Source organism: Nocardioides sp. CCNWLW216 (assembly GCF_037120545.1).
GTDB classification, from domain to species: domain Bacteria; phylum Actinomycetota; class Actinomycetes; order Propionibacteriales; family Nocardioidaceae; genus Nocardioides; species Nocardioides lianchengensis.
Window position 1 is genome coordinate 91,540 of the sequence record NZ_JBBBBJ010000015.1, and the last position, 20,349, is coordinate 111,888.

15 protein-coding genes are annotated in these 20,349 nt (G+C 73.5%); 10 read left to right on the forward strand and 5 right to left on the reverse strand.

The annotated features are described in order from the left end of the window. Positions 1-62: 62 nt before the first annotated feature. Positions 63-1,535 carry an FAD-binding protein gene (locus tag V7S47_RS24470; RefSeq protein WP_336564050.1) on the reverse strand — a complete coding sequence of 491 codons (1,473 nt, stop codon included), beginning with the start codon at positions 1,533-1,535 and terminating at the stop codon, positions 63-65. Between the two features lie 45 nt (positions 1,536-1,580). Between V7S47_RS24470 and V7S47_RS24475 the strand changes: the two genes are divergently transcribed. Both V7S47_RS24475 and V7S47_RS24480 read left to right on the forward strand, forming a co-directional pair. After that, complete coding sequence (locus V7S47_RS24475) at positions 1,581-2,600, forward strand: TlpA disulfide reductase family protein (RefSeq protein WP_336564051.1); 1,020 nt, start codon at positions 1,581-1,583, stop codon at positions 2,598-2,600. Between the two features lie 73 nt (positions 2,601-2,673). Further along, the gene (locus V7S47_RS24480; protein WP_336564052.1) at positions 2,674-4,179 is read left to right on the forward strand and encodes a potassium/proton antiporter; all 1,506 of its coding nucleotides are present in this window, start codon (positions 2,674-2,676) and stop codon (positions 4,177-4,179) included. 159 nt (positions 4,180-4,338) lie between these two features. On the opposite strand, the gene V7S47_RS24485 is transcribed toward V7S47_RS24480, so the two are convergent. The 3 genes from V7S47_RS24485 to V7S47_RS24495 all read right to left on the reverse strand — a co-directional run bounded on the left by V7S47_RS24485 (position 4,339) and on the right by V7S47_RS24495 (position 5,449). Beyond that, positions 4,339-4,869, reverse strand: coding sequence for a LytR C-terminal domain-containing protein (locus tag V7S47_RS24485; RefSeq protein ID WP_336564053.1), 531 nt, complete (start codon positions 4,867-4,869; stop codon positions 4,339-4,341). A 4-nt stretch (positions 4,870-4,873) separates the two neighbouring features. Next, on the reverse strand, positions 4,874-5,170 hold the full coding sequence (locus V7S47_RS24490) for a type II toxin-antitoxin system VapB family antitoxin (protein WP_336564054.1): 297 nt from the start codon (positions 5,168-5,170) through the stop codon (positions 4,874-4,876). Between the two features lie 93 nt (positions 5,171-5,263). Next, complete coding sequence (locus V7S47_RS24495; RefSeq protein WP_090854231.1) at positions 5,264-5,449, reverse strand: hypothetical protein; 186 nt, start codon at positions 5,447-5,449, stop codon at positions 5,264-5,266. Positions 5,450-5,614: 165 nt separating this feature from the next. Here V7S47_RS24495 and V7S47_RS24500 point away from each other — a divergent pair, with 165 nt between their 5' ends. Then, a complete protein-coding gene (locus tag V7S47_RS24500) occupies positions 5,615-6,073 on the forward strand; it encodes a nuclear transport factor 2 family protein (RefSeq protein ID WP_336564055.1) in 459 nt (152 codons plus the stop codon). Here the strand turns inward: V7S47_RS24500 and eccCa are convergent, their stop codons facing one another. After that, positions 6,074-10,081 carry a type VII secretion protein EccCa gene (gene eccCa, locus V7S47_RS24505; protein ID WP_336564056.1) on the reverse strand — a complete coding sequence of 1,336 codons (4,008 nt, stop codon included), beginning with the start codon at positions 10,079-10,081 and terminating at the stop codon, positions 6,074-6,076. Between the two features lie 127 nt (positions 10,082-10,208). Between eccCa and V7S47_RS24510 the strand changes: the two genes are divergently transcribed. From V7S47_RS24510 to V7S47_RS24540, 7 genes are all read left to right on the forward strand, one after another. Continuing rightward, a complete protein-coding gene (locus V7S47_RS24510; protein WP_336564057.1) occupies positions 10,209-11,567 on the forward strand; it encodes a hypothetical protein in 1,359 nt (452 codons plus the stop codon). A gap of 132 nt (positions 11,568-11,699) precedes the next feature. Beyond that, a complete protein-coding gene (locus V7S47_RS24515; protein ID WP_090854215.1) occupies positions 11,700-12,026 on the forward strand; it encodes a WXG100 family type VII secretion target in 327 nt (108 codons plus the stop codon). A gap of 30 nt (positions 12,027-12,056) precedes the next feature. Then, positions 12,057-12,359, forward strand: coding sequence for a WXG100 family type VII secretion target (locus tag V7S47_RS24520; RefSeq protein WP_090854212.1), 303 nt, complete (start codon positions 12,057-12,059; stop codon positions 12,357-12,359). A gap of 120 nt (positions 12,360-12,479) precedes the next feature. Further along, complete coding sequence (eccD, locus tag V7S47_RS24525) at positions 12,480-13,835, forward strand: type VII secretion integral membrane protein EccD (RefSeq protein ID WP_090854209.1); 1,356 nt, start codon at positions 12,480-12,482, stop codon at positions 13,833-13,835. Positions 13,836-13,838: 3 nt separating this feature from the next. Then, positions 13,839-15,275 carry a type VII secretion protein EccB gene (locus tag V7S47_RS24530; RefSeq protein WP_336564058.1) on the forward strand — a complete coding sequence of 479 codons (1,437 nt, stop codon included), beginning with the start codon at positions 13,839-13,841 and terminating at the stop codon, positions 15,273-15,275. Beyond that, positions 15,272-16,546 carry a S8 family peptidase gene (locus V7S47_RS24535; protein ID WP_336564059.1) on the forward strand — a complete coding sequence of 425 codons (1,275 nt, stop codon included), beginning with the start codon at positions 15,272-15,274 and terminating at the stop codon, positions 16,544-16,546. Before V7S47_RS24530 ends, V7S47_RS24535 begins: the two co-directional genes overlap by 4 nt. After that, entirely contained in the window at positions 16,543-20,316 is a 3,774-nt protein-coding gene (locus tag V7S47_RS24540) for a SpoIIE family protein phosphatase (protein ID WP_336564060.1), read from the forward strand. The genes V7S47_RS24535 and V7S47_RS24540 overlap by 4 nt, the downstream gene beginning before the upstream one ends. The last annotated feature ends 33 nt before the right edge of the window (positions 20,317-20,349 follow it).

Below are 20,349 nucleotides of genomic sequence, written 5' to 3' on the forward strand. Positions count from 1 at the left end.
TCATCGGCTGGCCGACGAGCCTCATGCCGGGACGATGAACCTTTGTCGTCCCGGTGTGAGTTTCATCGGCTAGCCGATGAAACTCTCCCCGCCGCGTGCCGCCCCGCCCGCCGGCCGAAGAACGACCCCTCGCCGAGCTGCGTGCCGGAGCAGTAGCCCTTGCCGTCCTGGGCGAGGTTGGACGCGCAGGCGCCGGCGGCGTACAGCCCGGGTACGACGGAGCCGTCGGGCCGCTGGACCTCGCCGTCGACCGACACCCGGATCCCGCCGAGCGTGAAGCCGGCGTAGATCGCCTTGCCCAGTCGCAGGTCGAAGACGGCCCACGGACCGGTGGTCAGCGGGGCGACGTACTCGCTGCTCTTGTGGAAGTCGGGGTCCTCGCCGCGGGCGGCGCCCTCGTTGTAACGCGCCAGCGCCTTGGCCACCGAGCCGGCGGGCAGCGCGAGCGCGTCCTCGAGCTCTTCGACCGTCTCGTAGCCGTCGATCAGCGGCACCAGCGGGAACTTGGGGTACTCGACGTGCTCGCTGTCCACGATCAGGTACGCCGTGTGGTCGGCCTGCTCCATGACGAACTGCGACGTGCGCGAGTGGTAGCTGTCCTCGGCCACGAACCGCTCGCCGTCGGAGTTGACCAGGATCCCGGTGAGCAGTGCGGCCGGCGGGTAGATCGGGGCCGTGATGAACGGCTCCTCCATGTGCTTGAGCTCCGCGCCGACCGACGCGCCGAGTCGGATGCCGAGGCCGTCGTCGTACGTCGAGCCCAGGGTGAAGGGCTTCTCGGCCAGGGCCGGGGTGTGCTCGGCGACCATGTCGGGGTTCATCACGAAGCCACCGGCGGCGACGATCACCGCGGGGGCGCGGACGACCCCGGTCTGCTCGAACGACTTCCAGGCCACCCCGACCACGGCGTCGTCGGCGGTCACGAGATTGGTCACCCCGGTCTCGTAGCGGACCTCGACGCCCGCCTCCTCGATCCGGTCACGGAGCAGGTCCATCACCATCTTGGTGCCCTCGGTGTCGCCCGGCACCGGCACCTTGTGGCCGCGCGGCGCCGGCACGGCCTGCTCCTTGAAGGGCCAGACCTTCTCGTTGCCGGTGTACATCAGCCCCTGGGTGCCGGGCTGGATGACCGCCTTCTCGGGGTAGAACGACCGCTCGAACTCGAAGCCCAGCGCCTCCAGCCAGTCGCAGTGCTCGACCGAGCCCTCGCAGTAGGCGCGGATCTTGTCGTGCTCGGGCTGCTTGGAGACCGCGACGAGGTACTGGTACATCTCCTCGACCGAGTCCTCCTGTCCCGTCGCGCGCTGCACGACCGTGCCGCCGCCGAGGTAGAAGTGGCCGCCGGACATGCTCGAGGTCCCGCCGTGCACCGCCGCCCTCTCCAGCAGCAGCACCCGCGCGCCGGCCCGGGCCGCCTCGAGTGCCGCGCACCCGCCGGCGATGCCGAACCCGGCCACGACCACGTCGTACGACGGGGTGTCGTCGGCCAGCACGGAGGCGGGGAGGACGTCGGGAAGCGCGGTGCCCTTGCTCATGCGGCAAAGGTAGAACATGTTCCAGTTCCGTGCGATCCTCGGCAGGTGGAGACCCTCACCCTGATCGACGTCGACGGCAGCGCGCACGACGTCCGCGCCGACGGGACGTACGTCGACGCCGCCGACCTGACCGCCGCGACCGGCTGGGACCTGAAGCCGGCCGGCCTGTGCCGCGGCGACGTGTGCGTCCCGCTGTTCGGGAAGGTGGTCGCGGCCGACGACGGGCGGATCGACCTCGCGGCCTGGGCGGCCGCGCTCGGCCTCCTGCTCGCGCACGACCCGGCCGAGGGGGTGGCCGCGCTCGCGCCCTCCGCCGCCGCCCGTCAGCAGGACGTCGCCGACGGACGGGCCCCGAGCCTCGCGCTGCGTGACGTCGACGGCCACCCGGTCTCCTTCGACGAGCAGTCCGGCCACAAGCGGGTGCTCGTCACCTGGGCCAGCTGGTGCGGCTGTCGCCACGAGCTGGCCGGCTGGCAGAAGCTCCAGGACGAGCTCGCCGACACCGGGCTGCGGATCTTCTCCGTCGCGCTCGACGCCGATCCGGAGGACAGCCGCCCCTGGATCGAGGCGGCGTCCCCGTCGTACCCCGTGGCGGTGGACACCGCCCACGTCACCGCCGAGCGGTACGGCATCACCAACGTGCCGTCGGTGGTCTGGGTCGACGAGGACGACCGGGTGGTCAAGCCGCCCACCATCGCCCCCGGGGACGACCAGTTCGTCGACTACACCTTGATCCCCAGCGAGCAGCACCACGACCTGCTCCGGGCCTGGGCGCGCGACGGCGTGCTCCCCGAGAGCGCGGCGGGCGCGCTGCCCGAGCGCACGGACGACGAGCAGCGCGCACTGGCCGAGCGGCGCGTGGCGGCGTACCTCCAGCGGGGCGGGCGCACCGAGGCCGCCAAGGCCCACCTGGCGGCCGCGCAGGAGCTCGCGCCGTGGGACTGGACCGTGCGCCGCGGCGGGATCATGATGACCGGCGGCGACCCGTTCCTCGGTGAGGAGTTCACCTCGTTCTGGGAGGAGTGGGACGCCTCGGGACGCCCCGGCTACACGCCGACCACCTGAGCGACCGGTGACCGGAGGCAGTCTCCGGGAACGGTAGACTCGCCCCACGTGCCACGCCGACACCTGAGGTGAGATGACCTTCGACGCCCATCAGCTGGACCTGTTCCTGCTGGTCGGCTCGGCCGTCACCCTCGCGGCGATCCTCGCGGTCCGGGCCTCCAGCAGGGCCGGGCTCCCGAGCCTGCTCGTCTACCTCCTGATGGGGGTGCTGCTCGGCGAGCGCGGCCTCGGCATCCACTTCGAGGACGCCGAGCTCGCGCACGCGCTGGGCTTCGGGGCGCTGGTGCTGATCCTCGCCGAGGGTGGTCTCACGACCAACTGGCGCGAGATCAAGCCGTCGATGCGGCTGGGGGTGATGCTCGCGACCGTCGGGGTCAGCATCTCCGTCGGCATCGTGGCCGTGGGCGCCCACTACCTGCTCGGCATGGACTGGAAGCTGGCCATCCTGCTCGGCGCCGCGACTTCCGCCACCGACGCCGCCGCGGTGTTCTCGGTGCTCCGCGCGGTCCCGCTGCCGCGCCGGCTGACCGGCGTCCTCGAGGCCGAGTCCGGCCTGAACGATGCCCCGGTCGTGGTGCTCGTCGTCCTGGTCTCGTCCGGCGCCGCCGCCGAGGACGGCCCGCTGCTGATGCTCGCGCTGATCCTCTTCGAGCTGGTCGTCGGCGTGCTGATCGGTCTCGCGGTCGGCGTCGGCGGCGCCTGGGTGATGCGCCGCGCGGCGCTGCCGTCGTCCGGCCTCTACCCGATCGCCGTGCTTGTCCTCACCCTCCTCGCGTACGGCGCGGGCGCGGCCGTGCACGCCTCCGGCTTCGCCGCCGTGTACGTCGCCGCGCTGGTCCTCGGCAACTCCGAGCTGCCTCACCGCGCCGCGACCCGATCGTTCTCCGAGGGCATCGCCTGGATCGCCCAGATCGGGCTGTTCGTGATGCTCGGCCTGCTGCTGAGCCCCGACCGGCTCACCTGGGAGGTCGTCGGCCTGGCCCTGATGGCCGGTCTGCTGCTGACCTTCGTGGCCCGGCCCATCTCGGTGCTGATCAGCTCGTTGGTGCAACCGATGCCCTGGCGCGAGCTGGGCTTCATCTCATGGGCCGGCCTGCGCGGTGCGGTCCCGATCGTCTTCACGACCATCCCGCTCGCCGACGGCATCGACGGGGCCGAGAAGCTCTTCGACATCGTCTTCGTGATGGTCGTCGTCTACACCCTGCTGACCGGCCCGACCCTGCCCGTGGTCGCCCGGGTGCTGCGGGTTGCCCGCCGCTCCGAGCCGCGTGAGCTCGAGCTCGAGGCCGCCCCGCTCGAACGGGTGGCCGCCGACCTGCTGCAGATCACGATCAGCCCCGCGTCGCGGATGCACGGCGTCGAGGTGGGCGAGCTGCGGCTGCCCGTGGGTGCGTCGGTGTCGATGATCGTCCGGGGCGAGACGACGCTGGTGCCGGAGCGTCGTACCGTCCTGCGCCACGGTGACGACCTGCTGGTCGTCACGCCCCGGCGGCTGCGCTGGAAGACCGAGGACCGGCTCCGCGAGGTCAGCCTCGGCGGCCGCCTCGCCCAGTGGCTCCCCGAGGAGAAGGCCGACTAGCGACGCCGACCCGTCACTCCAGCACCGTTTTGTACGGCGTGTCGGTCCGAGGTCGACGACTCGGCGCTGCGCGGACCGGCCCGACGCGTGGATCGACCCGTCGATCGCCGACCGACACGCCGCGGATCCCGGTCATTCAGTGACGGGTCGGCGGGGGCGCTAGCTGGCGAGCTCGGGCGGGGGCGGGCTGCAGATCGTGGTGGCGACCTTGGAGGTCGCCTTGTCCCGTCCGGCCGACGAGAGGTCGCGGAAGTCGTCGCCGACCACCACGACCACGCCGGAGACGGTGGTGGTGACCGGGGCCGGCACCACCTCGACGCCGCGGCCGAGCCAGGACTGCACGAGCCGGACCGCCGGGCTGTTCGGCTCGTCGGTCCAGATCTGGGCCTTGCCGACCTCGACGTTGTCGGGGGCGTTGCCGCGGTCGCCGGCCGCGAAGCCCTGCTCGACGAGCAGCTGCATGGTGCGGCTGGCGAGGCCGCTGCGCTTGCCGGCGTTCAGGACGCTGACCAGGACCTGGTCGACCTGGACCGTGTCGCCCTCGCTGACGTCGGTGCTGGTGCAGTCGTCCACCTCGACGGCGGACTCGGGCAGCGGCGAGGTGGCGGCCGACCAGCCCCAGGCGAGCCCCACGACGAGCAGGGCGAGCAGGACCAGGAGGGTGGTGGCGGTGCGGGCGGCTTGGGACACGGGCTCAGGCTCCGACCGGGTGGACGCGCGCGTGCAGGACGTGGCGCTGCTGCAGGGCCGCCCGCAGCGCGCGGTGCAGACCGTCCTCGAGGTAGTACTCCCCGCGCCACTCGACGACGTGGGCGAACAGGTCGCCGTAGAACGTGGAGTCCTCGTCGAGCAGGGCGGCGAGCTGGAGGGTGTCCTTGGTGGTGACCAGCTCGTCGAGGCGCACCTGCCGGGGTGGCACCGCCGCCCAGGCTCGAGAGGACAGCCCGTGGTCGGGGTACGGGCGCCCGTCGCCGATGCGCTTGAAGATCACGCGGGGGAGTCTAACGAGACCTGGTCAGGACGTGCCTCGGCCGCGCCACCGTGGCTGGGGGGGAGCGACGGTGACGCGGCCGGGGGTCGGTGATCAGGCGGACCAGCGCAGCGAGTCGGACACCAGGTCCGCCAGCGCGTTCACGCCGTAGAGGTCGGCGCGCTCGTCCATCAGCTTCGCGAGCGCCTGCGAGTGGCGGGTGCGCAGCTCGTTGCGGTGATCGCTGAAGCGGGCGAGCTCGTTGTCGACGATGACGTCGGTCGTGGTGGGGTTCTCCATCTCGGCCTCCTGGGTCCGTGGGGTGGATCATCGGTGTGGATCGTTCCAAGCGGTGATCCCAGGGTGCGCTGCGAACGTGAGCAGGGTGTTGATGGCCGGTTACGAGCATGTTCCGGGAAAGGTGATCACCACCACAGCAACAAGAACATGTTCTAGATTGGTCGCGTGGACGACATCACCGCGATCGCGCAGCTGAAGTACCGCTACCTCCGGGCGCTCGACACCAAGCAGTGGGACGACTTCGAGGCCTGCTTCCACCCCGACGCCACGGGCGACTACAACGGCCTGGTCTTCGACGACCGAGGTGCGCTGGTCGCCTACATGCGGGAGAACCTCGGGGAGGGGATGCTGACCCTGCACCAGGCCCACCACCCCGAGATCACCGTGGAGGGCGACACGGCCACCGGCCGCTGGTACCTCCAGGACAAGGTGATCGTCGAGGCGTTCAAGTTCATGCTCGAGGGCGCCGCGTTCTACGAGGACCGCTACGTCCGCACGCCCGAGGGCTGGCGGATCGCCCACACCGGCTACCGCCGTACGTTCGAGATGTCTTATGACCTCAACGACCTGCCGGGCGTGAAGATCACCGGCCCGGGCGTGCACACGCACGTCCCGGCGTCCTGATCAGAGGGACGGTTCCGTCCACGCCGTCTGCACGACCTCGAGGCCGCGCTCGCGGGTGACCAGCCGACCCCGGCCCGGCGGCGCCGGGGAGGGACGCAGGTTGCCGATGAGCGGACCCTCGTCGGGCGCGCCCGAGAGCAGCAGGCCCGGCATCGCGAGGTCGCGCAGCGACTGGATCACCGGCTCGTAGAGCGCGCGCGACGCGCCACCGGAGCGCCGGGCCACCACGACGTGCAGGCCGGTGTCGCGGCCTTGGGCCATCAGCGGCTGCAGCACCTGGACCGGCGAGCTCTGCTGGGTCGCGACCAGGTCGTAGTCGTCGACCACGACGAACACCTCGGCCCCCGACCACCACGACCGGTTGCGCAGCTGGTCGGGCGTGACGTCCGGCCCGGGGAGCCGGTTCTCGAGGTACGCCGCGAGGTCCTTCAGCGCCGGTCCGGCCTGGCTGGCGGAGGTGAGGTAGTTGAGCAGGTACTCCTCCGGCACCTCGCCGAGCAGCGAGCGCCGGTAGTCGACGACGACCAGCTGCGCCTGCTTCGGCGTGCGGGTGCGCATCACCTCGTGGACGTAGGAGCGCAGCAGCGAGCTCTTGCCGGACTGGCCGTCGCCGAAGACCAGCAGGTGCGGCTCGGCGTCCGGATCGAGTGAGACCGGGGCCAGCTCCTTCTCGTCGATGCCGACGAGCAGCCGCCCGCCGTCCTTCTCGCCGCCGTCGTCGGTCGTCGGTACGCCGGCCAGCTCGCGGATCCGCTCCAGGCCGATCCGCTCCGGCAGCAGCCGCAGCTTGGGACCGGCGGGGCCCTGCCACGCGGCGGTCACCCGGGCGATCAGGTCGTCGACGCCGTCGCCGAGCGAGTCGCCCTCGGTCACGCCGTCGATGCGGGGAAGCGCGGCCAGGATGTGCAGCTTGCCGGCGATCAGGCCGCGGCCGGGACGACCGGTCGGCACCAGCGCCGCCGCCTTGCGGTCGACCTCGGAGTCCATGGCGTCACCCAGGCGCAGCTCCAGCCGGGTGCCGAACACGTCGCGCATCGCGGCCCGGAAGTCCGCCCAGCGGGACGCGCCGGCCACGACGTGCAGGCCGAAGGTCAGGCCGCGCGCGGCCAGCTGCTGGATCTCCATCTCCAGGTCGTCGAAGTCGGCCCGCAGGGTGCTCCAGCCGTCGACCACCAGGAAGACGTCGCCCCAGCCGTCGTCGGCCCGGCCCCGGGCGCGGCGGGACCGGTAGGTCTCGATCGAGTCGATCCCCTGGGCGCGGAAGTAGGCCTCGCGGCGGTCGACGATGCCCTGGACCTCAGCCATCACCCGTCGTACGACGTCGGGCTCGGCGCGGGTGCCGACACCCGCGACGTGGGGCAGCTTGGCCAGCGGCGCGAAGGTGCCGCCGCCGAAGTCGAGCACGAAGAACTGCGACTCCAGCGGGGTGGTGGTCAGCGACATGCTCGTGACGACGGTGCGCAGCAGCGTGCTCTTGCCGCTGCGCGGGCCGCCGACCACCGCGACATGGCCGGCCGCGCCGCTGAGGTCGACGCTGAGGGTGTCGCGGCGCTGCTCGCGCGGGCGGTCGATGATGCCGAGCGGCACGGTGAGCCCGCCGACCCGACGCCACTGCTGCGAGACCAGGCCCAGCTCGGGATCGGGAGCCAGGTCGCCCATCAGCCGGTCCAGCGTGTCGGGTACGTCGAGCGGCGGCAGCCAGACCTGGTGGGCGGCGGGTCCGCGGTCCTCCATCCGCTCGACGGCGATGTCGAGCAGCGAGGCCTGGTCGTCCTGCTCCTGCGCGACCGGGACCGGCTCGGGCTCCGGCTCGGGGACGTCGAGCTTCAGCACCTCCGCGATCGTGAACGGCAGGATGCCCTCGACGTGTCCGCCGTCGTCGCGGCGTACCCGCTGGACGCCCGACGGCGGCCCGGAGACGTACGCCGCCTTGAAGCGCAGCATCGTGGTCGGGTCCGGCTTGAGGTAGCCGAGGCCCGGGACCGGCGGCAGCTCGTAGGCGTCGGGGACGCCGAGGACGGCGCGCGACTCCTGGGCGCTGAAGGTACGCAGGCCGATCCGGTAGGACAGGTGGGACTCGAGCCCGCGCAGCCGGCCCTCCTCCAGCCGCTGCGAGGCGAGCAGGAGGTGCAGCCCGAGCGAGCGTCCCAGTCGGCCGATGGCGACGAACAGGTCGATGAACTCGGGCTTGGCCGTCAGCAGCTCGGAGAACTCGTCGACCACGATGAACAGCGACGGCAGCGGGGCCAGGTCCTCGCCGTTGGTGCGGGCCCGCTCGTAGTCGCGCACCGAGGCGAAGTTGCCGGCCTCGCGCAGCAGCTCCTGGCGGCGCACCATCTCGCCCGACAGCGCGTCCTGCATGCGGTCGACGAGGGTGAGTTCCTGGGCCAGGTTGGTGATCACGGCCGAGACGTGCGGCAGCTCCGACATCCCCGCGAACGTCGCGCCGCCCTTGAAGTCGACCAGCACCAGGTTGAGCTGCTCGGGGGAGTGGGTCATCGTCAGGCCGAGCACCAGGGTGCGGAGGAACTCCGACTTGCCGGAGCCGGTCGCGCCGATCACCAGGCCGTGCGGACCCATGCCCTGCTGGGCCGACTCCTTGATGTCGAGGTGGACCAGCGCGCCGCCCTCGCCGAGGCCGATCGGCACGCGCAGCCGGTCGCGGGCGGGCCGCGGTCGCCAGGCGGCCCCGGGGTCGAAGCGTCGTACGTCGCCGAGCGCCAGCAGGTCCATGAAGTCGGTGGGGCCGGCGATCTCGCCGGCCGTGCTGTCGGGGTCGGCCACCAGGGTCACGGTGTGGAGCGGCGCCAGCCGGCGGGCGAACGCCTCGGCCGTGGCGAGGTCGCACTGGTCGGCGCGGGCCCGGATCGGCTCCTCGCGCAGCCGCAGCGCCGAGATCGCCGGGCGGCCCCCGCGCTCCTCGCCGTCCTCGACCTGCAGCCGCAGCCGGCTGGAGTCCTCCAGGGCGTCCCACCGGGTCGGCAGGTCGAGCACGGTGACGCCGTGCAGCCCGTCCGGGGGTACGACGTGGTTGCCCGGCGGCAGCTCGGCCCCGTCGGTGACGAGCAGGATGTGCGGCGTCGGCTGCCGCTCGTCGGCCCCGAACCGCGGCCGGTCGCCGAGGTCGGGCGGGAGCAGGGAGGCCAGCTCGGCCAGTGACGTCGACACCATCCGCCGCGGGCCGACGGCGTCGGACTCCTGAGGGCTGGCCGCGTGGGGGAGCCACTTCACCCAGTCCCAGTGGGCGAGGGTCTGGTCGGAGGCGAGCACGGCGACCACGAGGTGCTCGGGGGAGTGGAAGGCGGTCGCCGAGCAGATCAGCGCCCGGGCCAGGGACCGGACCGGCTCCTCGGGTCCGCACACCTCGACCCGGTCGAAGGCGCGCAGGTCGATGGAGGCCGGGAGGTCGGGCTGGAGCCGGTGCACGACCAGCAGCCGGTGCAGCGCCGAGGCCGCCGCCGGGTCGACCTGGTCGATGGGGGCGCTCTCGGGCGGCACCAGCTCCAGCGACAGCGGCTGGTGGCACAGGCCGTAGCGGATCTGGAGGAAGCGCTCGTCGGAGGCGCCGTGCTCCCACAGCCGCGACCGCTCCTCGGCCAGGGACGGCAGCGAGGACGGGTCGGGGTGGTGCCAGGTCAGGGCGCGGCGCTGCTGGTCGGCGGCCTCCCGGGCCAGCTTGCGGACGTTGGCCAGGTAGCGGAGGTACTCGGTGCGCGAGCCCGTCACCTGCTGGGTGCGCTGCTTCCGCTGCCGGTCGATCTGCACGACGATGAAGCCGAGGGTGGCGAAGAGGAACATGCCCGCGGCGATGTAGCTGCGGCCCGCGGTGGCGCTGCCCATGGTCGCGACGAGCACGATCGAGCCCAGGCTGCCCAGCATCGGGATGGCGTTCATGAGCACGCCGCCGGCGCCCTCGTGGGGCTGGATCTCGGGCGGCGCCTGCAGGACGATCTGTCCGGTCGGCAGCTCCGGCTCGTCCAGGCGGGTCCGCCGCAGCGTCGTACTCACGAGGGAGACACTTCCTCCCGGCCGTCTTCGCAAACGTCGCGTGGTTTCCCCCGCGCGCGGCGGGGCAACTCTCCAGAGCACCGCCGATGCCCGGCGGCCCCCCGTCGTGCCCGAGGAGGCGACGCCCATGGCCGGATCCCGGCGGCTCGCCGAGAACCTCCCGGTGAGCGTGCACGGACCGGCCGGCGTCCTCGACCTGATGGTGCCCCCGGGCGCCACCGCCGCTGACGTGGCGGCCGAGTACGCCGCACTCGCGGGCACGCCCCGCCCCGCGCTCCGGGACCGTCTCGGCCGCCCGTTCCCCGTCGAGGGCACCCTCGCCGACGCCGGGGTGCGCCCCGGCGACCTGCTCGTGGCCACCCCGCCCGACGCGCCTCCCGGCACGGTCGGCGCCGTCCCACTGGTCCAGTCCGGTGCCCCGCTCCCGTCCGGGCGGGCGGGCGTGTGGTGGTCCGCGGTCGCCGCGGCCGTCGCCGTCCTGGCCGGCTGGTGCGCGGCCCGGTCCGACGATGAGCTGCTGCAGGAGATCACCCTCGGGCTGCTGGGGCTGGGCGTGCTGATCACCCTGCTGCCCGGGGGCCGGTTCGCCCCGCAGCGGCTGGCCGTCGGTCCGGTCCTCGGCGCCTCGGCGGCCTTCGTGCTGGCCTGGCACCCCGATGCCGAGCGGTTCCCCGTCGCCGTCGGCGTCGCGGCCCTGACGGCCGCGGTCGTCGCGGCCGTCGCCCGGGCGCTGGACCGCAGCGCGGACGAGGTGCTCCGGACCTGGATGCTCGTGGGGTCGGGCGTGTTCGTGCTGACCGGACTGTGCACGCTCGCCGATCTGCCCCCGCGGGTGCCCTGGGCGCTGCTGCTCGTGGCGGCCGTGCTGATGTCGCGCTTCGTGCCGGCGCTGGCGGTCGACGTGCCCGACCACTACCTGCTCGACCTGGAGCGGCTGGCCGTCACGGCCTGGTCGGCCCGCGAGCGGCCGACCGGCCGGCGCGGCCGCACCGTCGTCCCTGCGGGCGCGGTGGCCGACATCGCCCGACGGGGCACGCGGCTCGTCGTCGCGTCCGCGGCCGCCGTCCTCGCGCTGGTGGCCGTGTCCGCGCCGATGCTGCTCGCCACGGCGACGCTGCCGATCGACCGGATCGGCGCCCGGGTGCTGGTCGGTCTGGTCGGCGCCGCGCTGCTCCTGGCCGCCCGCAGCTACCGGCACGTCCCGGCGCGGGTGCTGCTGCGTGCCGCGGGGCTGGTCGCCTGGGTGGCGCTCGCCGTCGAGCTCCTGCCCGGCCTGGGCGAGGGCCAGCTGACCGCGCTCGCGATGGTGTCCGTCGGGCTCGCGGCGGTCGTCGTCGTGGTGGCCGTGGCCACCGGGCGCGGCTGGCGATCGGCCTGGTGGTCGCGCCGGGCCGAGGTCGCCGAGGGACTCGCCGGCTCGGGTGCCATCGCAGCGGTCTTCGTGGCCGTGGGGCTGTTCCGCGGCCTGTGGGAACTGACTTCTTGAGGTTTACCCGAGGGTGCCTCGGGTAGATCCAGCCGTGTCCGACCGACTCGTGGTCGGCCACGTCGATCCAACCACCATCACCACAGATCTCGGCGCGCGGTGATCGACCGCCACGGGGAAGGAGCAGGCGAGATGTCGCAAGGAGCATCCGAGTTCGGGCAGGGCGAGAAGACCCTGACCAAGGCCGCCGGTCTCGTGGCCGACGCCAAGCGTGACTTCGACGGCCTGGCCCGTCAGCTCGACGACCAGATCAGCGCCCTGAAGGGCAAGTGGGTCGGCCAGGGCGGCGCGGCGTTCTTCACGCTGCACCAGGCCTGGACCGAGAAGCAGACGGTCATCGTCCAGGCCCTCAACGAGTTCGAGGCCTCGCTGGTCTCGACCGAGCACGACAACGTCTCGACCGACGAGACCCAGTCCTCCAACTACGTCCGCACCGCCGGCCGCCTCGACGCGGTCTGAGCGCCGGCCCTCACCCTTCAGGAGCTAGTCATGGATCTCGATGGCATCCGCGTCAACCACGCCGGTCTCGACCAGGCCGCGCAGGACATGTACAAGAAGGTCAAGGACATCGACAACCGGATGAACCAGCTCGAGAGCGAGCTGAGCCCTCTCCGCAACGAGTGGGCCGGTAACGCCCGCACCGCCTACGACACCGCCAAGGCGAAGTGGGACTGGGCCATCCAGGAGATGAAGGACCTGCTCGACGAGAGCAGCCGCACCGTCTACCAGTCGAACGCCGACTACGCGGCCGCCGACCAGCGCGGCGCGCAGGCCTTCCAGATCAAGGCCTGACCGCCCCTCGGGCACTCCGCCCGGACCGGCTGACGCCGGTCCGGGCGGTGCTCTCTCTGCACGACCCGCACGACCTGCACGACCGGCATCACCCTCACCGTCCCGCTCGAAGGAGACTCGATGACCCAGGCGCCCGCCGTCGGGGCCTCCGGCCTGGTCCGCGTCACCGTGGCCTCCGGCACCCGCCGGGTCGACCTCGTGCTGCCGGGCTCGGTCCCGGTCGCCGAGCTGCTCCCCGAGCTGGCGCGCAGCGTGGGCCTGCTCGACGCGCTGACGGTCTACGGCGGCTACCGCCTCGTCACCGCTGAGGGCCGGGTCCTGGCCCTCGACAGCGGCCTGGTCATCCAGGGCATCGAGGACGGCGGGCTGCTCTCCGTCTCCGCCGGCGTCGACGACGAGCCGCCCCGGGTCTACGACGACGTCGTCGAGGCGATGACCGACGTGGTCGAGCGCGACCTGGAGCCGTGGCGCCCCGAGGCCGGTCGCCGTACGGCGCTGTGGGCCGCGGCCCTGCTGATGGCCCTCGGGGCGATCGCGCTGCTCATCCAGCGCGGCTCGCTGCTGGCCGCCGTCTCCGCGGTCGTCGTCTCCGTGGTCCTGGTCGGCGGCGCGGTCGTGCTCTCGCGCGTGCAGCACGAGCGCGAGGCCGCGGTCGCGGTCGCCTGGATGGGCACGGCGTACGCCGCGGTCTCCGGGCTGATGCTCCTCACCGACGAGCCCTTCTTCGGGCTCCCCCTCGCGTGCGCGGGCGCGGGTGCGCTGCTCGCCGGGCTGCTCGCGCTGGTCGGCATCGGCGACGGCCGGACCCTGGTCATCCCGCCGGTGGTGGTGGGCGCGGTCGTGCTCGCCACGGGCCTGCTGATGCGGGTCGCCGACGTGGACGCCGAAGTGGTCCTCACCACCGCCCTGGTCCTGGTCGTGCTCGCCGGCAGCGTCTTCCCGTGGCTGGCCCTGGGGGTCACCGGCACCACCGTCGAGCAGCTCTACACCGACGCCGACATCACCGCCGACCCGGCGGAGGTCGACCCGCAGCGGGTCCGGGCCGACGCCCGCGTCGCCCACGAGATCCTGGTCGCCATCTCCGGCACGGTCGGCCTGCTGCTCGTGATGATCGCGCCGCTGGCCGTGCGGCTCGGCGTCACCGGGACCGTCCTCGCGATCGTCGCCTGCTGCCTGGTGATGCTCCGGACCCGTCAGTACCGCACCGGCGCCGAGGTCCTCGTCGGCCTGGTCTCCGGCGTCGTCGGCCTGGCGGTCGTGGCCGTCTCGGTCCTGGCCTGGTGGCCCGACTGGCGCCCGACCGCGGCCGTCGCGCTGGCGGCCTCGGGCGCCGTGCTGCTCGCCGTGACCCTGCTGCCCTCGCCGCCGTCGGTGCGCCGCGGCCGGCTCGGCGACGTCGTCGAGACCATCGGCCTGCTGGCGCTGCTGCCCCTGCTCGTGGTGTCCACGGGCGTCCTGTCGTCGATCGGCGGCTGAGGCGTGGCGACCAAGCGCGACCTGGTCGAGGCGCACGCCTTCAGCCGTCGCCGGCTGGTCACGGCCTTCGTCTCGGGCGCGCCGGGCGGGCGCGAGGTCGAGCCGGCCCGTCCGGGCCGGACCATCGTCGGGGGCCTCGCGCTGTCGGTGCTGCTCGTGGCCGGCGCCGCGGTCGCGGGGATCCTGGTCGGCCGCGACCCCGAGGACTGGAACAAGCCCGGGCTGCTCATCTCGGAGGACAAGGGCGGCCTCTACGTCATCCTCGAGGAGAGCGACGACCCCGAGCTCCACTCGATCCTCAACATCACCTCGGCCCAGCTGATCCTCGGTCCCGACCTCGAGCCCAAGATCCTCGCCGAGGACACCATCGCCGCCCAGGACCTCGGCTCCGACCTGGGGATCCTCGGCGCCCCGCAGACCGTCCCCGACACCGCGCGGCTGATCGACAGCGGCTGGTCGGCGTGCACCTCCGCCGACGGGGGGATGGCGGTCACGATGTCCAACGACCCGGTGGTCCAGCCGATCCCCGACAAGGGCTTCGTCGTGATGAGCCAGGACCGCTACTACGTCATCGCGACCGGTCGCGACGAGTCCGGGGAGCCGCAGCGGGCCTACAGCTACGCGCTGCCCGCCGGGGTGCCGCTCGACCCGCTGCTCCGCGCGCTCGGGCTGCCGATCACCGACGAGGCCCGCGACGTCCCCGAGAAGTGGCTGCGGCTCTTCCCGGTCGGGGGGCCGCTCGCCTTCTCGAGCCTCGGCCTCGAGGGGTACGGCGACCCCGCGCCCGAGCAGGGTCCCGGCCAGCTGCCGACCGGGTCCCGGATCGGGCAGATCATCACCCTCGACGGCGAGTCGTTCCAGCTGCTGACCAAGGACGGCCCGGCCGACCTGGACCCGTTCGCGAAGGCCGTCTACGAGACCACGGCCAAGCCGTCGCTGGCTCAGCCCCTCGACCTCACGCCGGTCACCCTCGACGCGGCACCCCAGGTCAGCGGCTCGCTCCCGCCCTTCGACGCGGCGCACTGGCCCGACCGGCTCCTCGACGACGAGCTCGACGAGCACTGTGCGCTGCTGGTCACCGCCGACGGCGAGAAGCCGGTGGCGATGCTGGCCACCGACCCGACGGACGCGGCTTCGGCCGGCGACCTGGTGGCCCCCGCCGAGCGGGTCTCGGTCGACCCCGGGCACGGCGCCTACGTCCGGGTCGGCGACTGGGACAGCACGACCAGCCGCTCGTCGTACGTCGTCGACGCCAAGGGTGTCGCCTACCCGCTGGTCGGTCCGGGGGCCGCGGACCAGCTCGGCTACGGCTCGTACGACGCCCCGCTCGTGCCCGACCCGTGGGTCGAGCTCTTCGAGCCCGGGGTCCCGCTGTCCCGCGACAGCGCGCTGTGTCCGCCGGTGCAGGGCGAGCAGGGGGCGAGCCGCACGTGCGAGTGAGGCTGCTGCCCGCGGTGCTGCTGCTTCCGCTGGCGGCGTCGGTGCCGGTGATCCTGCCGGCCGCCCCGGCGATGGCGGTGGAGGAGGACTGCGGGGCGGTCCAGGTCAAGGAGGCGGGCGAGGCCCGGTCCGCGGCCACCCGCGAGAGCGCGCCGCTCGAGCAGCTGCGGATCGAGGAGGCCCACGCCTACCTCGCCGCGCGCGGCAAGCAGCCGGGCGCGGGGGTGACCGTCGCGGTCCTGGACTCCGGGGTCACGGCCAGCGGGGGCGTGCGGGTCTCCGAGCACGTCAGCGTCACCGGTCGGCAGGGCGAGCTCGACGATTGGCACGGCACCGCGGTCGCGGGGCTCATCGCGGGCACCCCGCGCGCGGACGACGCGGGCGGGCTCGTCGGCATCGCGCCGTACGCCGAGATCCTCGACGTCCGGGTCTTCGACTCCGGCGACGCGGCCAGCACCGAGGGCAAGCCGGTCAGCGCCGACGGCCTGGTCGAGGGGCTCGGCGTCGTGCTGGCGCACCGCGAGGTCGACATCGTGAACGTCTCGCTCTTCGTCGACCAGCCCGACCCCCGCATCGCGAAGCTGCTCACCCGGCTGCACCGCCGTGGGGTCGTCGTGGTCGCCGCCGCTGGCAACCGGCCGACCGAGGACGACCAGCCGCTGTACGACGACTTCGGCACGCCGGAGGCCGGTCAGGACGCCGCGCTCCGGGTCTTTCCGGCGGGCTACCCGTCGGTGGTCGCCGTCAGCGCGACGGTCGACGGCCTCGGCGACCGCGAGGACGCGGCGGCGTACGTGCTGCCCAACAGCCGCACCGACGTCGCCGCCCCGGTCGTCGGCGGCGTCACGGTCGGCGTCGACGGCGGCACCTGCACCGTCGACGACGTCGTGACCTCCTGGGCCGCGGCCGAGGTCAGCGGCGTGCTCGCCCTGATGCGCACGGCCGACCCCGACGCGACGGGTGACCAGCTCGTGGCCCGCCTGCTCTCGACGGCCGACGGTCGCACCGACGTGCGCAGCCCGATGACCGGGGCGGGCGTCGTCCAGCCGCTCGACGCGCTGCGTCGTCCGGTCACGCCGGCCGAGGACGGCACCCTCGACACCACGGCCGAGCGCAGCGACCGCCGGGCGGTCGCCCCCGAGCCGGAGGTCGACACGATGGCCGCGACCCGGCGCGACGCCGTGTGGTGGGGCGTCCTCGGCGGCGGCGTGCTGCTGCTCGCGCTGGTGCTCCGGCCGTTGCTGGCCCGCCGCGGACCGCGGTCGCCGTGAGCCCCGCGCGCTCGATGGAGGACGTGCTCGCCGCCAGCGGCGAGGTCGGCGCGGACCTGCTGCGCGTCGACTGGTCGGGCACGCCGCTGGGTCGGCCCGACGGCTGGCCGCTCAGCCTGCGCAACGCCGTCCGGATCCTGCTCACGTCGAAGTTCTCGATGTGGATGGCCTGGGGTCCCGAGCTGACCTTCTTCTGCAACGACGCCTACCGACGCGACACGCTCGGCGGGAAGTACCCGTGGGCGCTGGGCCGGCCCGCCGCCGAGGTCTGGTCGGAGATCTGGACCGACATCGCGCCGCGCATCGAGACGGTGATGTCGACCGGCGAGGCCACCTGGGACGAGGCGCTGCTGCTCTTCCTCGAGCGCTCCGGGTACGCCGAGGAGACCTACCACACCTTCTCCTACAGCCCGCTGGCCGACGACGACGGGCAGATCGCCGGGATGCTCTGCGTGGTCACCGAGGACACCGAGCAGGTGGTGGCGACCGGGCGGATGGCGACCCTGCGCGACCTCGGCATCCGGGTGGCGGGCACCCGCGACGAGCGCGACGCCGTACGCACGGCGTGCGCGCAGCTCGCCCAGGACCCGCGGTCGCTGCCGTTCGCCGCGGTCTACCTCTTCGAGGACGACGGCCGCACGGCCCGGCTCGCGGGGGCGGCCGGGGTCGAGGGTGAGCACGCCGCGTTCCCGCCGCTCGTGGCCGCCGACGACCCTGCGGCGACGTGGCCGGCGCCGCTGCTGTGGGAGGGCGAGGCCCTGGTCGACGGCCTCGACCGGTTCGCCGACCTGCCGCGCGGCGCCTGGCCGGAGCCGCCGCTCCAGGCCTATCTCACCCCGCTGCTGCAGCCGGCCCAGGCCCACCCCTACGGCTTCCTGGTCGCCGGGCTCAACCGCTACCGCCCGTTCGACGATGCCTACCGGGGCTTCGTCGACCTGGTCGCCGGGCACCTCGCCGCGGCCGTCTCGGACGCTCGCGCCATCGAGGCCGAGACGCAGCGGGCGGAGACCCTGGCCCGCCTCGACCAGGCGAAGACCGACTTCTTCGCCAACGTCAGCCACGAGCTGCGGACCCCGCTCACCCTCCTCCTCGGCCCCACCGAGGACGCCCTCGCCGACGCGGCCGAGCCGCTCGCGCCGGTCCACCGCGACCGGCTGGCCACGGTGCTGCGCAACGGCCAGCGGATGCTCCAGCTGGTCAACACGCTCCTCGACTTCTCCCGGCTCGAGGCCGGACGGGCCGCCCCGGAGCTCCGCCTGACCGACCTCGGTCAGGCCACCGGCGAGCTGGCGGCGATGTTCCAATCCGCCGCCGAGCGGGCCGGGCTGCGGCTCGAGATCGACGTACGTCCCGGCACCGAGGCGTACGTCGACCGCGACCACTGGGCCAAGATCGTGCTCAACCTGCTGTCGAACGCGCTGAAGTTCACCTTCGAGGGCGAGGTCTCGGTCCGCCTCGGGGTCGACGGCGACCGCGCCGTGCTGACCGTGCGCGACACCGGCAGCGGCATCCCCGAGTCCGAGGTCCCGCACCTGTTCGAGCGGTTCCACCGGGTGGCCGGCGCGCGGTCGCGTACCCACGAGGGCTCCGGCATCGGCCTGGCCCTGGTCGCCGAGCTGGTCGCCCTGCACGGCGGCACGGTCGGGGTGGCGAGCCGGCTCGGCGAGGGCACCACCCTCACGGTCGCGGTGCCGCTCGGACGCGACCACCTCGACCCGGCGCACCTCGTCGACGACACCTCGGCGGGCGCGATCGTCGACGGGCGGACCGGGCAGATGGTCGCGCAGGCGCTGAGCTGGCTGCCGGAGAACGACGACGCGACCGACGCCGTCGCACCGGACCCCGACCGGGCCGACCAGGCCGACCAGCCCCGGGTGCTGGTCGTCGACGACAACGCCGACATGCGCACCTACGTCGCGGGGATCCTCCGCGAGGAGTACGACGTGAGCGTCGCCTCGGACGGCGTCGAGGCGCTCGCCCTGATGGCCGAGCGGCGGCCGCACCTGGTCGTCACCGACGTGATGATGCCGCGGCTCGACGGCTTCGGGCTGCTCCAGCGGATGCAGGCCGACCCGGTGCTGACCGTCGTACCCGTGGTGATGCTGTCGGCCCGCGCGGGGGAGGAGGGCACCCTCGAGGGCCTGGCCGCCGGCGCGGTCGACTACCTCGTCAAGCCGTTCTCGGCGCGCGAGCTGCTCGCCCGGGTGCGGGTCAACCTCGAGCTCGACCGCGAGCAGCGGGTCCGGCACGCGCTGGAGCTGAACGAGGAGCTGCTCGACCAGGCCCAGCGGCTGGCCCGGATCGGCAGCTGGGAGATCGACCTCGACACCGACACGATCGTCGCCTCGCACACGTTCCACGAGCTGATGCAGATGGACCGCGAGACCATGGATCGGCTCGGCACCACCGCGGTGATCGAGTCCCTGGTCCACTCCGACGACCTGCCGATGGTCCGCGAGCGCCTCGGCGAGGCCATCGACGGCGAGGTCATCGAGTACGAGACCCGGATCGTGCTCCCGACCGGCGAGCAGCGCCTGTTCCACGCTCGCGGCGAGGTCGTCCCGCGCGCGGACGGGGCCCGGATCCTGCGCGGCTCCTTCCAGGACGTCACCGAGCAGGACGTCACCCGGCGCCGCCTGGTCGCCGCCGAGGCCGAGCGCGAGGCCGCGGTCCGCGAGCGCCGGGTCGCCGAGCAGCTCCAGGCCAGCCTGCTCCCGGCCAGCGACTTCGAGGTCGACTCCCTCGAGGTGGCGACGTTCTACCGCGCCGGCGTCGAGGGCACCTACGTCGGCGGCGACTGGTACGACGTGATCGACCTGGGTGCGGGCCGCACCGCGTTCGTGATCGGCGACGTCATGGGGCGGGGGGTGCCCGCGGCCGCGGTGATGGGTCAGCTGCGCGCCGCCGTCCGGGCGTTCGCGACCCTCGACCTCGGGCCGGCGGAGGTCCTCGAGCACCTCGACAACCTGGTCCAGGAGCTCGCCGCCGACCAGATCGTCACCTGCGTGTACGCCGTCCACGACGCCGCCGAGCAGACCTTCACCTACGCCAACGCCGGCCACCTCCCGCCGCTGCTGGCCCGTCACGACCTGGTCGAGACGATGGCTCGGATCGAGGCGACCGGCCCGCCGCTCGGCGCCGGCTACTTCGGCATGACCGCCGAGGTGTACGACGTCCGCGCCGACGACGTCGTCGTGCTCTACACCGACGGCCTGGTCGAGCGGCGGGGCGAGGACCTGTTCGCCGGCATCTCCCAGCTGGCCGACCTGGTCCGCGCCCACGGCGACCAGCCGTTGCGCCGGCTGCCCGAGACCCTGGTCCGCAGCCTGGTCGGCGACGACGGCGGTGACGACGACGTGGCCCTGGTGCTGGTGAAGGTCGAGGAGCCGCAGGAGCTCACCTTCACCGCCCGCCTCGCCGAGGTCGGCACCGCCCCGCGCGACGCCCGGCGCGCGGTCGCCGACCAGCTCGGTCGCTGGGGCGTCCGGGCCGAGGCGGTCGACGACCTGGTGCTCATCACCAGCGAGCTGGTGACCAACGCGCTCGTGCACGCCCGGCCGCCGATCGACCTGCGGCTGCGTCGTACCGGTCACCAGGTCGTGCTCGAGGTCCGCGACCGCGCGCAGCTGCGCCCGCGGCGGCGCCGGCCCGAGGAGAGCGACGAGAACGGCCGGGGCCTCAACATCGTCGAGGTGCTCAGCGAGAGCTGGGGCACCCGCACCAACGAGTCCGGCAAGACCGTGTGGTGCTCCGTGCGGGTCGACGACTGACGGTCCCGGTCGGACCGAGACCTTCGGCCCTGC

What these genes read in the sequence shown, in the direction of transcription:
- V7S47_RS24470 (WP_336564050.1), bottom strand. Translation starts at nt 1,535, where the DNA reads ATGAGCAAGGGCACCGCGCTTCCCGACGTCCTCCCCGCCTCCGTGCTG.
- V7S47_RS24510 (WP_336564057.1), top strand. Translation starts at nt 10,209, where the DNA reads ATGGCCGGATCCCGGCGGCTCGCCGAGAACCTCCCGGTGAGCGTGCAC.
- V7S47_RS24495 (WP_090854231.1), bottom strand. Translation starts at nt 5,449, where the DNA reads ATGGAGAACCCCACCACGACCGACGTCATCGTCGACAACGAGCTCGCC.
- eccD (WP_090854209.1), top strand. Translation starts at nt 12,480, where the DNA reads ATGACCCAGGCGCCCGCCGTCGGGGCCTCCGGCCTGGTCCGCGTCACC.
- V7S47_RS24515 (WP_090854215.1), top strand. Translation starts at nt 11,700, where the DNA reads ATGTCGCAAGGAGCATCCGAGTTCGGGCAGGGCGAGAAGACCCTGACC.
- V7S47_RS24480 (WP_336564052.1), top strand. Translation starts at nt 2,674, where the DNA reads ATGACCTTCGACGCCCATCAGCTGGACCTGTTCCTGCTGGTCGGCTCG.
- V7S47_RS24520 (WP_090854212.1), top strand. Translation starts at nt 12,057, where the DNA reads ATGGATCTCGATGGCATCCGCGTCAACCACGCCGGTCTCGACCAGGCC.